The 14,672-nt window shown below is 70.5% G+C and carries 7 protein-coding genes; all 7 read right to left on the minus strand.

What is annotated here, in order from left to right:
* Window positions 1-4 precede the first annotated feature (4 nt).
* Window positions 5-5,476 (minus strand): ATP-binding protein, encoded by a 5,472-nt coding sequence (locus tag Ahu01nite_RS44255; RefSeq protein WP_203842775.1) that lies wholly within the window; start codon window positions 5,474-5,476, stop codon window positions 5-7.
* A gap of 31 nt (window positions 5,477-5,507) precedes the next feature.
* Window positions 5,508-5,717, minus strand: coding sequence for a DUF5988 family protein (locus tag Ahu01nite_RS44260; RefSeq protein ID WP_203842776.1), 210 nt, complete (start codon window positions 5,715-5,717; stop codon window positions 5,508-5,510).
* A 106-nt stretch (window positions 5,718-5,823) separates the two neighbouring features.
* Entirely contained in the window at window positions 5,824-6,546 is a 723-nt protein-coding gene (locus Ahu01nite_RS44265; RefSeq protein ID WP_203842777.1) for a LuxR family transcriptional regulator, read from the minus strand.
* Window positions 6,547-7,342: 796 nt separating this feature from the next.
* Window positions 7,343-10,054, minus strand: a complete 2,712-nt coding sequence (locus Ahu01nite_RS44270) for an AfsR/SARP family transcriptional regulator (RefSeq protein ID WP_203842778.1) — start codon at window positions 10,052-10,054, stop codon at window positions 7,343-7,345.
* 303 nt (window positions 10,055-10,357) lie between these two features.
* Window positions 10,358-11,905, minus strand: coding sequence for a glycosyltransferase family 39 protein (locus Ahu01nite_RS44275; protein ID WP_203842779.1), 1,548 nt, complete (start codon window positions 11,903-11,905; stop codon window positions 10,358-10,360).
* The gene (locus Ahu01nite_RS44280) at window positions 11,889-14,087 is read right to left on the minus strand and encodes an MMPL family transporter (protein ID WP_203842780.1); all 2,199 of its coding nucleotides are present in this window, start codon (window positions 14,085-14,087) and stop codon (window positions 11,889-11,891) included. The genes Ahu01nite_RS44275 and Ahu01nite_RS44280 overlap by 17 nt, the downstream gene beginning before the upstream one ends.
* Window positions 14,088-14,208: 121 nt before the next feature.
* Window positions 14,209-14,634, minus strand: coding sequence for a cold-shock protein (locus Ahu01nite_RS44285; RefSeq protein WP_203842781.1), 426 nt, complete (start codon window positions 14,632-14,634; stop codon window positions 14,209-14,211).
* Window positions 14,635-14,672 lie beyond the last annotated feature (38 nt).

Below are 14,672 nucleotides of genomic sequence, written 5' to 3' on the forward strand. Positions count from 1 at the left end.
CGGCTCAGCGAACGGTGTCGTGCCGCCTCAGGCCCGCCCCGATCGCCTCGATGACCCTCGGTCGCAGGTCGGCGGCCCGGATGACCGCGTCGACGGAGCCGACCTCGACGGCGCGCCGGATGTCGTGGACGCGGTCGAACTCGGTGGCCACCTCCGCGAGTTTCTCGGTGCGGACCGTGGCACGGGTCTCGCTCAGCCGGGCGTGCAGCTCGGCCCGTTCGGCGCCGCCCTCGGCGTCCTGGACCTGTTCCTGCAGCTGACGCACCCGCGGGTCCGCGGCCGTACGCTCGTTGACCTCGCCGGTGAACACGACGGCCGCGGCCGGGGCGCCGCCCAGGACCGAGGCGAAGGAGCCTTCGAGCGCCAGCACGGTCATGCTGGGGTTGAGCGCCTTGGAGAAGACGACGAACGCGCCACCGTGGTAACGCGAGATCACGCAGAACACGATGGGGCCGCGGAAGTTGACGATCGCGCGGCCGATCTCGGCGCCGTACTCCAGCTGGAGGTTGCGCATCGACTCGGGCGAGCCGTCGAAGCCGGACAGGTTCGCCAGGACGACCAGGGGACGGTTGCCGCTGGCCGCGTTGATCGCCCGGGCTGCCTTCTTGGACGACTGCGGGAACAGTGTGCCCGACGTGTAGGTGTCGGGGCCGTCCGTGGGGGGAAACCCGCGCCGCGGGATCTGCCGGGACTCGACGCCGAGCAGGCACGCCGGGATGCCGCCGAGGTGCACGTCCTGCACCACCAGCGTCTCCGAGTCGGCCATGCCGGCCCAGCGCTCCAGCGGCGGGTGGTCCTGGTCGGCGAGCGCGCGCATGACCGTACGGATGTCGAAGGGTTTTTTGCGATCCGCGTTGTGCTCGGCGGAGAAGATCTCCCCGACCGTCGTGAAGTCGCTGCCCTCGAGCTTGTGCGGGTAGACGGTGATGTCGCGGTTGACGGGATCCTCGGTCGCCGCCGGGCGCGGTGTCCGCTCACCGGGGACGACGTACGTGTGGTCGTAGTGGGCCATGAGCACGTCGCGTGCGGCGGCCAGGTTCGGAGCCCAGTACTGGGCCTGGCCGTTGGGACCCATCACCCGGTCGTAGCCGCCGATGCCGAAGTTGTCCTCGGCCGAGACGCCGCCGGAGAAGTCCAGGGACTGCTTACCGGTCAGCACCATCGCCGAGTCCGGCGTCATGACCAGGATGCCCCTGGTGTGCATCAGCATCGTGGCCTCGGCGTTCCAGTACGGCTGCGCCCCGACGTTGATACCGGCGGCCACGATGTTGATCTCGCCGCCGTCCTGGGTGAACTCGACGATGCGCTTGAGCGCGGCGGCGACCCAGTCCATGTTCTCGGTGCCACTGGTCATCGAGATACGCGCACCCGATGACAGGGCGTACCACTCCAGCGGCACCCGCAACCGCCCGGCGAGATCGAGGGCGGCGATGACGCGCCGGCATTCCGGCTCGGACAGCGCGCCCAGGGACTTCGTCGGATCACCCAGCAGGACCACCCGGCTGATGCCCTGGGGGTGACGCGGGGACACGGTGGTGATGACCCCGGCGACCAGCGCCGCCTTGTTCAAGCCCGGATCGCGCCGCACCGGCACCAGCGTGTGCGTGGCGTCCAGGTCGTACTCGGCGAACTCACCGAGCAGACCCGTCAGCTCGTACGGGTAGACGGTGCCGCGCCGCGCCGCCCGCAGCACCTTCTGCCGGTAGTCGTCCAGCGGCTGCAGCGCCTCGGTGGGAGGCTCCCCCACGTGCCATCGCGCGGTGGTGTCCGGGTCGAACACCACCCGGATCGCGACCTCGGTCAGCTCGCCGGTGGGGGTACGCCGCCGCACGATGAACTGGATCTCCTCCAGACCGGCCCCCACAGCGGCCGGCTCGACCCGTTCCACCAGCTCCGCGAGGTAGCCGGAGGTCACCTCGGTCGGCGGCCAGACATAGATGACAATGCGGTTGGTGTCGAATCGTGTGTGCTGCGAACGCTGCGCCTGGACAGTGCGGATCGCGTCAAGACAGCCGAGCAGCGGATCCTCCACCGAAGGCAGTGCCGCAAGCCGGCCGTCGCTCTCGCGCAGCGGCGTCACGTCGCGCACCTGTGCCATGGCGACGAGCCGCCGGTCGGCGGGGTTGCTGCGGGCAGCGGCCTCGAACAGGTAGATCTCCTCGTCCGCCGAGGGCAGCCGGGTGAGGTCGAACTCGCGGAACCGGTGCAGCTGCAGCCGCTGGGCGATCTGCGGGTGCAGGCCACGGATCAGCCGGTCCTCGGCGAACGTGCCGTCCTGCGGGCGGAACGTGAAGTGATGGTGCATCACCGCGCCGCGGGTCCCGGCAACCGTGGTGGTGATCCGCCGCACGGCCGCGGGCAGCGGATGCTCCGCGAGCACGGCGGCGAGCCGGGCCGCCATCGCCACGGCGTCCGGCTGGTCCTCCCACGCCACGTAGAGGTCGGCCACCAGGTCACCGGCGGTCCCGGTCGCCAGGGCGCCGACCGCGTCCACGGCGGCGGGCAGCGCGTGGATGTCGACGGCGGTGGCGGCGACGTGGGTCACGCCGGCCGGGCCGTGGTGCTCCGCGATGACGAAGTCCTCGTGGGTGGTGAGGGCCGCCAGCCACCGGTTGCCGTAGTACCGGCGGGTCAGCACCTCGAGCAGCGGCGCGTGGCTGGGCACCGGCCGGCCGATCCGCTGTCCCAGCAGCCGCACCAGCGGCTGCGAGCTCGCCACCAGAGCCTGGATCCGCTCCGCGCGGTCCGGCGTGGCGGGGTTCTCGTCCAGGTAGCGCAGACCCGCCCGCACCCTGGTGTAGACCGTCGCCCGGTCGCGGCGCAGCAGCGGCTGGGTGAACCAGCGGAACACCACCCCGCGGGCCAGGTCCGCCACCGCGGGGAAGCGCACCTGCGTGGCGCTGATCAGGTGGTCCAGGGCAGGCCCGGCGTGTTCGCCCAGCGGCTCGGCCGGGGGCGGTCCGGCCAGCCACTGCCGCAGGATCCGCGACACGATCGCGGCGTTGGCGGTGGTCCGCTGCTGGGCCAGGAAGATCCGGAAGACCGCGGCCTCCAGCTCCGGTGTGCGGTCCAGGCTGTCGACGCCGAGGTGGCCGAACACCCGCATCAGGGTGGCCCGGAAAGTGTCACTGAGTCCGGCGCGGTCGGCGTCGAGGCTGCGCAGGTAACCGTGGAAATACTCGCGGGGGCTGTGCACGGGACTGCCCGGTTGTGCGTCCAGCGCGCCGGCCGGCTTGTTGTGGGTCAGCTCCGCCAGATCGGCGAAGACGGTCACCGCGGCGAGCTCGCCCGGCAGTACCCGGCCGCCGAGCTCGGTGCGGGCGGTCAGGTACGCGTTCAGCACCTGTTCGCCGTCCTGCGGGCCCGCGTCGAAGCCGAGCAGGACGTTGCACAGGTCCTGCAGCGCGTGCTCGGCCCGGTCGCCCGCCGACGCCGGGGTGCGGCGGGACGGCAGACCGATCCTGCGACCTCCGGCGGCACGTGGCAGCGGCGTGACCGCGCCACCGACCGGTTCGAGGCGCAGCAACGGGGTGCCCGCGTCGACCTGGCTGCCCACCGTGACCGAGCACTCCCGGATCCGGGCGTGGAAGGGGGCCGGCACCACCGTCTCCATCTTCATGCTCTCCAGCACGAGAAGCGGCGCGCCCGCGTCGACCTCGTCACCGACCGCCACCGGTGTCGCCACCACCAGCGCGGGGGCGGGTGCCCGGACCACGCCGCCCTCGTCACGGCTGATCCGGTGGGTGATGCCGTCAACCTCCACGAGGTGGATCGGGCCGTGTGTGGCGGTGACCAGCCGATGGCGGTGCCCGTTGACCGTGGCCCGCCCGTTGTGCCGGTCGTACGGCTCGAATTCGACCTCGGCGGCGAGCACCGGCCCGGCTCCGGCGACGGCCACGCGGAAACGGGTCCGGCCGGCCCGGGCGACGGTCACGCGGTAGCCGGAGCCGCGCAGCTTCAGTTCGAGGGCATAGCTGCTCTTGTGCCGCACGTGCGGCCGCCCGCCGTACGCGGTGGCCAGCAACCGCTGCCGGCCGAGGTCCTCCTCCTCCCGGTACGCCTCGATCGCGGCCACCGCCAGAGCGATCGCCGCGTGCCGGTCGCTGACCAGGCGTCCCTCGGCACGGACCCGGTCGATCCAACCGGTGTCCGCGGTCGCCCCGACGACCTCGGGCTGATCGAGCAGGTCCAGGATGAAGCTCTTGTTGGTCGTGCCACCGTCGATGAGCACCGTGGTCTCGGTCATCGCCCGGCGCAGCCGGGCCAGGGCCTCGGCGCGGTCCCGGCCGAAAGCGATGATCTTGGCGATCATGGAGTCGAACTCCGCGGGGATGGTGTCCCCCTCGCCGACACCGGTGTCGACCCGGATGCCGGGCCCGGTGGGCAGGATCAGCCGGGAGATGTGGCCGGGCGACGGCGCGAAGTCGCGGTCCGGGTCCTCGGCGTTGAGCCGGGCCTCGACGGCGTGACCGGACTCCACCGGCCGGGCACCCTCGAGCCTGCCGCCACTCGCGACGTGCAGCTGCAGCCGGACCAGGTCGGTGCCGGTGGTGAGCTCGGTGATGGGGTGCTCGACCTGCAGCCGCGTGTTGACCTCGAGGAACGCGAACTGCCCCGTTCCGGGATGGTAGAGGAACTCCACGGTGCAGGCACCCCGGTAGCCGACCGCCTGGGCCAGCCGCTCGGCGGATTCCTTCAGCTCGGCGGTCTGCCCCGGTGCCAGCACCGGCGACGCGGATTCCTCGATGATCTTCTGGTTGCGCCGCTGCACCGAGCAGTCCCGTACGCCCAGCGCCCACGCGGTGCCCTGACCGTCCGCGATGACCTGGACCTCGACGTGCCGGGCGCCCGTGACCAGGCGCTCCAGGAAGAGCACGCCGGAGCCGAACGAGCGCAGCGCTTCCTGGCTGGTCCGTTCGTACGCGTCGGTGAGCTCACCGGCGGTCGCCACCTTGCGGATGCCACGCCCGCCGCCGCCCGCGGTCGCCTTGAGCATCAGGGGATACCCGATCTCGGCACCGGCGCGCAGGGCATCCGCCAGCGTGGCCACCTCGCCACGGCTCCACGGGGCAACCGGAACGCCGGCTTCCTCCGCGAGCAGTTTCGCGCCGATCTTGTCACCGAGCCTGCGCATCGCCTCCGGGCCGGGTCCGATGAAGACGACCCCCACCCGCTCGCAGAGCTCGGCGAACGCCGGGTCCTCCGCGACGAATCCCCAGCCGACCCACGCGGCGTCGGCTCCCGACTCCACAAGCGCACGTTCCAGCACGGCGTGGTTCAGATAGGGACGGGCCGCGGCGGGACCGAGGGGGTAGGCGGCGTCCGCGGCCCGTACGAACGTCGCATCCCGATCGGCGTCGGTGTAGAGCGCGACCACCTCGATCGGCGCCCCGGTCAGGGCCGACAGATCCCGTACGGCGTGGATGAGCCGCATCGCGGCCTCTCCGCGATTGACGACGGCGATACGACTGAACACCGGACCTCCCGAGATAGCTGACGCCGTGCTCTCACTCCGCGATCTTCGTGCGGCCCTTCCACGTGAAAACGGCCACCGGCTCCTCGCCGTCGCTGACGGTCTCGCCCGTGTATCCGAAATGTTCGTAACCGTTTCCGTACGACAACTTCACGGAATCAGCAAGATCCACGACTTCGCACAGCCGCATCGATTCCGTTACGTAGGACGGCCCACCGGTCAACATCACCTTGAATGCGGACATCTCATTCACCTCGTTCGAAGTGCCTGCGAGTGGCTACCGATCTGAAAGATTTGTATCAATCCGGCAGGCGGAATTTCCCTAGAAATCGCACCGGCCGGCACGGGCGTCACCTGCCCGCGGTGGAGCGGGTGTTCTGCAGCACGAAGTCCTGCTTGACCCGGGGTGGCCAGCTGCCTACCGTGAGCGCGCCGATGGCGTAGGCGCGCGACACCAGCGCGGTACGGTTGGGCGCGTTGAGCTTGCGGAACATCGAGCTGATCCGATATTCGACGCCCTGCCTGCTCAGATGCAGCCGACCCGCGAGCTGGACGGTCGACGCACCGGCCGCGACGCCCTCGAGGATTCGTGCGTCGATCTCGGTCAGCACCTGACGGCCGGACAGCCGCGCCGGCGCCGGGCCGGGTGGCAACTCGTCGGGCTCGACGACCACGACGATGCCGTCGACCTGACGACCGGCGCCGCGGGCGACGAATCCGGTCATCCCACCGGAGAAGACCGAATCACGCGGGCCGAGCCCGACGATGGAGTCGTCGAAAATGGTCCGGTTCTCCGCGAGCGCCCGCTCGAACTTGCGGCGTAGTTTGTCCCGCGTCCCCGGATGGAGCAGTTCATGGAAGTCCTGCCCCGCCCGGCTGTTACGGGTGCCACCGAACTGGCGGAGGAACTCGGCACTCGTCTCCACGATGCACTGGTGCGAATCGAGGGTGACGATACAGATGTTCGACCATTTGAACAGCGTCCGCGCGACCTGGACACAGGTCGACACGCCCGCTTCGGATCCGGTCGCCGCCATGGTCACCGGCTGGGTACGGGTACCTGGTCCGGTCACGAGGTCGCCCTCCTCATTACGTCTAACCACGCCCGCACAGCCTTGAGCGAAGCAGTATCCGGATTCCCGGACCGCCATTTTCGGCAGGACTGCAGCTTCACCAGGAGCGCGGCACACGGCACACATTCAATGAATGAAGAAAAGATGTCACGCTCAGGTGACTCAAGGAGTGCGCCATCATCGCCACAAACGCCGGCCAAATGATTCGCACGTAGAACCCGCTACCGCTGGTCGCCGCATTCTGTCATTTCGACGGCGCGGCTTTACGTGTGGCAAGCGTAGCAACCCCGGTTCCCACGGAGCAAGACACTCCGGACGGCGCGATTTACCCGGCGGAGAAAAGCCACACCGGTCAGCGGTAAACGGGCATCGGCGGGCACCGCGGGCAACTTCGTTACGTTTCCCGGCAGTTACACGATGATTGCGCCCAGCTGACCATCTTCCGCACCGAACTTCACTTTCCGCACCCCGCACCGCCCCTATCCTGGATTAACGGCCGCCGGCGGTTATCGGCACGCCGGGCCGTCGGCAGTCGCTCCGGCCGCCAGGCCTCATGCCCGGAACCTGGCAGCCGGGCGCGCCCAGCAGATACACGGGCATCGATACGGTCATCCGCGATGGCAGAATTCCCGACAGCCGCACCATCAATTGCATTGATGTCTAAACAGAAAAGAGCCCAATGGCCTTTCCGGAACCGGAAATGGCAGAACGAAGGGACCCGTTCCGCAGGCAGGCGGACGGCATGCGATCTGTGCTGATGCCGGCGAAGGACGCCGCCGGGTTCCGGGGCGGCCGCTCAGCGTCGCTGGTCGAGTCCGTGCAGCGCGTACGCCTCACCGATCGGATCACCGAGCTCGCGTACGGCGCCCAGCACGCCGTTGAAGCAGGCGACCGCGTCACCGGGCCGGCCCTGCGCAAGGTGGATGAGCCCGATCCGGTGCAGGACCTGCGCTTCGAGCCGACGGCTGCCGCCACGCCGGCTCAGCTCCAGGGCTTCGTCCAGCGTCGCCATCGCGCGTTCGGTGTACGCGCCGTCAACCTGGACCTGAACCCGGGCCATGTCGTGCAGGACGTGCGCCGTCCTCGCCGGATCCCCGGCCCGCCGCGCCGCCCGCAGCGCCCGTTCGTAGCGGCGCTCCGCGGCGTCCAGGTCACCCTCGATCGGATCGGCGGACACGAGTTCACCCATCGCATGCGACTCGCCGTGCTGATCGCCGCCCGCCCGGAACAGAGCGGCGGCGTCAGCGAGCTCCTGACGCGCGTCCGCGAAGCGCTGATCCAGCATCGCGACCAGCCCGACCGAGTACAACAGGGCGGCGGCGGCCGGCTGGTTGCCCGCCCGGCGCGCGGCGGCGAGCCCGAATCGGTGGGTCTCCCGCCAGTCGTCCAGCTGGGTGGAGGTCACGAAGATGGTCACCGAATGCAGTGCCAGATCCCAGCAGATGTCGTCCAGACCGGCGAGCGCCGCCTGCCGGACCCCGGCCACGATCGACGCGCGTTCCTGCTCGAACCACTCCAGCGGCGCATCGACCAGTTGCTCGACGAGGTGCTCGGGCAGCGGCCAGCGGCCGGCGGCCGGCGCCAGCTGGAGGCGGTCACGACCGTTGACCCGCCGGTGCGCCGCCGCGGACAGGTACGAGAGCGCGCCGAGCACCCGCTTGAGCGCGACCTCCCGCTCTTCGGGCGACTCCTGCGCCAGGCACTCACGGGCGAAGACCCGGATGAGGTCCTGGAAGCGGTACCGGCTGTGCACGCCGAGGCCCGTGCCGGTCGTCTCGACGAGCTGGGCGTCGGCAAGGCCGTCCAGCAACTCCTGCGCCTCGCGTGCGGGCACGTCGAGCAGCGTCACCGCGACCCAGCCGGAGAACGCCGGGAAGTCGAGGGCGCCGAGCAGCCGGAAAAGCCGTTGCGCGGCCGGATCCACGGACCGGTAGCTCAGCGACAGGCTCGCACGGATCTCCATCCCCCCGTGCCGCAGCTCGTCGAGCCTGCTCACCTCGTCCTGCAGCCGGTCGACCAGATGGGCTATCCACCACTTCGGACGCGAGCTAAGCCGCGCCCCGGCGATCCGCAGCGCCAGGGGCAACTGCCCGCACAGCCCGGCGAGCGCGGCCGCGGCCTCCGGCTCGGCGCCGATCCGCTCCCGGCCGACGATCCGGGCCAGCAGCTCCAGCGACTGATCCGGATCGAACACCTCCAGCTCGATGTGGACGGCACCGGGGATCCCGGACAGCCGGGTCTGACTGGTGACCAGCACGACCGAGCCGGGGTCGCCGGGCAGCAGCGGCATGACCTGGCTCTCGTCCTCCACGTTGTCCAGCAGGATCAGCGTCCGCCGTCGCGACAGCAGCCCGCGATAGAGCTCCGAGCGCTCACCGGGCCCCTGCGGTATCGCGGAGTACGGCACGCCGAGCACGTAGAGGAAACGTTCGAGGACGTCGGCGGGGTCGGCCCGGCCGGCCGCGCGCCCGTGCAGGTCGGCGAAGAACTGGCCGTCGGGGTATTCGGCGGCGAGCTGGTGCGCGACGTGGACGGCCAGCGTCGTCTTGCCCACCCCCGGCTTACCCACCACCACCACGACCGGAACGGCGGTGCGCCCCGGATGGCCGCGGAACGTCTGCTCGACCGCGTGGACGTATCCGGCCCGCCCGGTGAAGTCACCGATGTCGGTCGGCAGCATCTTCAGGGCCGGCGGCCTGGCGGACGGAGCCGGCGGCCGGACGACCACCGGGTCCGGGCCCGGCGGCGCGGAACGCGGCACGCGCAGGGTGACGTCGGAGTTCAGGATGCCGTACTCCAGCTCCCGGAGCCAGGAGTTCGGTTCGAGGCCGAGCTCGTCGATCATCGTGCGCCGGCCCGACCGGTAGACCTCGAGCGCCTCCGCCTGGCGATCCGAGCGGTAGAGCGCAAGCATCAGCTGCCCGCGGAGCCGTTCCCGCAAGGGGTACCGCATGACCAGCCCGGTGAGCTCCGCTACCAGATCACGATCTCCGCCGATCTGGAGCTCGAGCTCGATGCACTCCTCCCACACCGCCATGCGGCGTTCGTCGAGATGACCGGCCGCCGCGCGGACCATCCGGCTGCCGATCTCCTCCAATGTGGATCCTCGCCACAGCGAGAGCGCCGCGCGGTAGTGCCGCACCGCCTCCCGGAGCCGGTGGGCGTCGCGCGAGCGGCGGGCCGCGGCCAGCGACTCGTCGTGCAGATCCAGATCCAGCACCCCCGGCTGGACCTGCAGGGCATAACCACCGGACCGGGTCGCGATGGCGTCGGGCCGGCCGTGCGCAGCCAGCAGCCGGCGCAACATGGAGATGCAGATCTGGGTCTGCACCCGGGCGGTCGACGGCACGTCGTCGCCGTAGATGGCGTCGGTGAGCCGGGTGACCGGCACGACACGACCGGCGTCCAGCAGCAGGCTCGCCAGGACGATCTCTCGTCGCGGCCCGCCGATATCAACCGGTTCACCACCGGCCAGCACCTCGAGCGGACCGAGGATGCGGAACTCCACGCGGAACCCCCCTCACGCCCCGCAACAATGACAGGATCGGGTGGAAATCGGTAGAGCTCCCCCATGAATTCTCTAAACACCACAGGCAGCGGCTTAACTTACTTATCAGTAGTTTATCGGGGCACCGGGTACGAGTCGCCACACATCCCTGCTCACGGCACCCATCAGCCGATTCGTCGCCATCCTATTAAGATCTTCGTCTATTTTTGCGCGATGCGCACGGATGCGCCCGACCGCCGTTCCCCGCCGATATGGGTCGCACGTAATTGCCCGGTAAATGCGTTTTCCGATGCGGCGCCCGGATCAGAAGTAGGCGCCGAGGTGGCGGTAATCCGGCCACAGTTCGGACCATTTCGCCCGCGGGCCCCGGCAGACGGTGACGTGGCCGCCCTGCTCCGGGTTCTCGATGCCGTACCCGTTGTCGATGGTGGCCGCGAGGCTGCACGACGCGAAGTCCGTACGCAACCGGTCCTCGTCGACGCCCAGTGCGATGACGACATCGCGGTCCTCGGCCGGCGGGCCCCACTCGTACAACTCGTTCTGACCGCTGTAGACCGGTGGAAGATCGTCGCGGCCGTACCGGTCGAGCGCGCCGGCCTGCGCGACGTTCTGCGTCAGGACGACGACCCGGTCGCGGTCCGCGGCGGGCAGGGCCCGATAGACATCGGTGGTACGCGACACCAGCGCGGGCCAGCCGACGGTGGACAGGGTCAGTTCGTTGACCGGGTACCCGGCCAGGCTGTCCACCGGGAGGACCGGCACGAACAACAGCGCCACGGGCAGGCCCAGCAGGGTCGCGACGCCGGCCGTGACCGGTGTCCGCCAGCGCCGCCGGGCCGCCCAGCGCTCCCCCCGCACCGCGCCGGCGGCGAGCAGCACGACGAGATACCCGGCGACATAGTCGGCACGACCACCATCGGTGAGGTAGGTCGCCACGATCGCGAGGGGGAACGCCACGCCCAGCGCGCGCACCGGCCGCCAGGCCGGATCGCGGAACAGGCCCACCATGGCGCTCACCACGAGGACCATCATCACCGGGCCGAACAGGATGATCAGGCTCGGCAGATAGAAGTCACGGTTGGTCGATCCGCCCGCTTCACCCATCGCCCGGGCCATCTGCACCTGGGGCAGTCCGTGGGTCAGCTGATAGATCAGGTTCGGCGCGCCGACGACCAGCGCGATCAGGCCACCGAGCAGGAAGTCCCGCTGGCGGAAGACCCTGCGCGGGCCGGCGGCCAGCAGACCGATGAGGACGGTCACCAGCAGCAGTCCGATCATGAGCTTCGCGTACAGGCCGAGACCGAGGACGGCGCCGGCCGGGATCCACCACCGCGGTTCGGCGCGCAGCAGGGCCCGCACCGTGCAGAGCAGGGCAGCGGCCCAGGTCACGTTGTCCACGCTGGAGGTCAGCAGGAAATGCCCGATGCCGAGGATCCACATCGACGACGCCAGCCCGGCTGCTGTGCAGACCTGCGCCCAGCGCCGCCCGCCGAACTCGGCCGCGAGCATGACTCCGAGAACCACGGTGAGCGCCGCGCAGACGACCGCCACGACCCGCATGCCCGGCAGCGTGTCGCCGAAGACGGCCGTCGAGACCCGGATGAGCAGCGGTAGCAACGGCGGCTGATCGACGTAGCCCCACGCGGGCCCCTTCTCGCCGAGGAGCCGGAAGTACAGTTCGTCCGCGAAGTACCCGTACCGGTGGGAGAAGGCCAGCTGCACCGCGATCAGCACGGCCACGATGCCCAGCACCGGCCGCCACTGAACGGGCTCCGCCTGCCCGGGGCGGGCCGCGACCGGCGCGACGGGCCCGGTCCCGTCCCCGTGCGAAGCTCTAGTGTTGACCGACATCCACCGGCCTCCTTCGGATGAGATCGTCGAGAGCCCGGCCCTCGACGTCGACGTCGGGGATGACGCGGCCCAGCTGGCGGGGCATCCACCAGCCGGCGGAGCCGAGCAGGGTGAGGGCCGCGGGCATGATGACCATGCGGACGATCAGGGCATCCGCCAGGACACCGATCATCAGGGCCATGCCGATGGTGCCGACGATCTTGTCGCCGGAGAACGCGAAGCCCGCGAACACGCCGGCCATGATGACCGCGGCGGCGACGACCACCGGCGCGGCCTGCCGGAACCCGGCCAGGACCGCCTGCCGGGGCGGCACACCCTGGGTGTGCCGTTCGTGCATGCCGGAGACCAGGAACACCTGATAGTCCATCGCCAGGCCGAACATGATGCCGACGACCATCACCGGCATGAAGCTCAGCAGCGGTCCGGGCTGGCCCACGCCGAAGATCCCCGCCAGCCAGCCCCACTGGAAGATCGCGGTGGTCACTCCCAGACCCGCGCCGAGCGAGAGCAGGAAGCCCACGGTGGCCAGCACCGGGACGAGTACGGAGCGGAACATGACCAGGAGCAGGAGCAGAGCGAGACCCACGATGACGACGAGGTACGTGGGCAGCGCCCGGTCGAGTGCGGCGGTGACGTCGATGCTCAACGCGGTCTCACCGCTGACCAGCACCTCCGCGCCGGTGGTGCCCTCCGCGGCGGCACGGATGTCCAGCACGAGCCGGTGGGTCGCGTCGTCGGTGGGCCCGCTGCCGGGCACCACCGTCAGCAGGGCGGCACTGCCGTCGGGGGCGGGGATCGGCGCCATGACGGTCTCGACGTTGCCGAGCTTCCTGACCTTCTCCGACAGGCTCGTCGCGGTGGCCATGAGCGCGTCGGGGCCCGTCGAGGCGGCGCCGTCCAGGACGATCGCCAGTGTCGACTGGATCCCGGGGCCGAAACTCCCGGTCAGCAGCTCGTACGCCTGACGGGTGGACGTGGCGGGATCCTCGTTCTGCGCCGACGGCAACGCGGTGCGCATGGAGAAGAACGGGACAGCGGCCGTGCCGAGGACGAGGACGGCGGCGACCAGGGCGAGGACGGGATGCCTGGTGACACCGAGCGCCCAGCGGCCCAGGAAACCACGGCTGCCCCGGTCGGCCCCGGCGGGACGGGGCTCCCGGCGGCGCTCGGGGCGGGGCAGCAGCCGCCGTCCCATCAGCGACAGCAGCGCCGGCACGGCCGTCACCGCGACCAGCACGGCGATCAGGACAGCTCCGGCGGCGCCCAGGCCCATCTGGGTGAGAAAGGGGATGTTCACCACCGCCAGCCCGCACAGCGCGATGATGACGGTCAGCCCGGCGAAGACCACGGCGGTGCCGGCCGTCCCGGTCGCCTTGGCGACCGCTTCGGGCACGGGCGCACCGGCCCGCAGCTCGGTGCGGGCCCGGGCGAAGACGAACAGGCCGTAGTCGATGCCCACAGCGAGACTCAGCATCAGGGCCAGGATCGGGGTGGAGCTGTTGAGGCTGACGAAGTTGCCCACCGTCAGGATCGCGAACAGGCCGGCGCCGACGCCGACGAAGGCGGTCAGCAGGTTCGCCCCGGCCGCGACCAGCGACAGGTAGGTGAGCAGCAGCACCAGGAACGCCACGACGACACCGATGGCCTCGGTGGAGGATCCCCCGCCGGGCTCGGCGAACTCGGAGATGACCTCCACCCGGACATCACCGGCATCGCGTCCGGTGACGTCGCGGAACGCCGCCCGGGTCTGTTCGCTGACCGCCGGCGCGGGCTCGTCGAAGGTGACGGTGGACGCGGCGACACGCTGGTCGGCGGAGAGGTAGCGGGTCTTCGGGTCCAGCGGATCGCCGGCCGAGGTCACCCCGTCGATCGCCGTCAGCTCCCCGAGCATCCGGGTCACCGCGGCGGCCTGTTCCCCGGTCAGCACCCGCCCGGCCGGCGCCTCGAACACGACGGTGGCTTTCGCCGTCTCCGTGCCGCTGCCACCGAACTTGCCGGCGACCACATCGAGACCCCGGCTCGCCTCCGAACCGGGGGTGGAGAAGGTGGACTCCGAGGTGACGTCCGTGCGCAGCCCGACGGCACCGAAGCCCAGCGCGGCCAGCAGCAGAACCCACGCACCGAGCACCAGCCACCGGCGGCGGGCACTGAAACGCCCGAGGCGGTAGAGCAGAGAAGCCATCAGGACCGTCCTTCGTGGTCTGCCCGGGGCGGCCGGCATGCCCGCTCCATCACGACGTTAGGTCCGGTTCTCTAGGGAAAGCCCTGGAACATGGGGGCAGCGGGGGCAGCGGGGCGGCGGGTCAGGCCTCGACCCAGCCATGCCCGGCCGCCACGCGCACCAGATGCTCGCGGAGGACCAGCACCTGCTCCCCCGTGAGCGAGGGCGCGCACCTCAGCAGGAGCTCGGTCAGCTCCGCGCGGTAGGCGGCCTCGCTCAGCACGCCGCACCCGGAGTCACCCGCCGGCTCGGGCTCGGGTTCGGGCTCCGGTTCCGGCGTGGCCTCGGCGGTGGCGTCACCGGCCTCGTTCAGCACGGTCAGCGATGCCACCTTCAGGCCGCGGTCGCTCTCCTGCGTCTCGAACATCACGCGTACGCCGGGATGCGCGAGGTGCCGCTGCTCCCCGAAGTCGTTGGCGTGCACAAAAACGTCCTCGCCACCGTCGGCGTGAGCGATGAATCCGTAGCCACGAAAGTCATCGAATCGAATAACAGTCCCTATCGGCATCGCTACCACCACCTTCGATCGAGCAACCGGTATTCACA

Source organism: Winogradskya humida, assembly GCF_016862215.1.
Lineage (GTDB): Bacteria > Actinomycetota > Actinomycetes > Mycobacteriales > Micromonosporaceae > Actinoplanes > Actinoplanes humidus.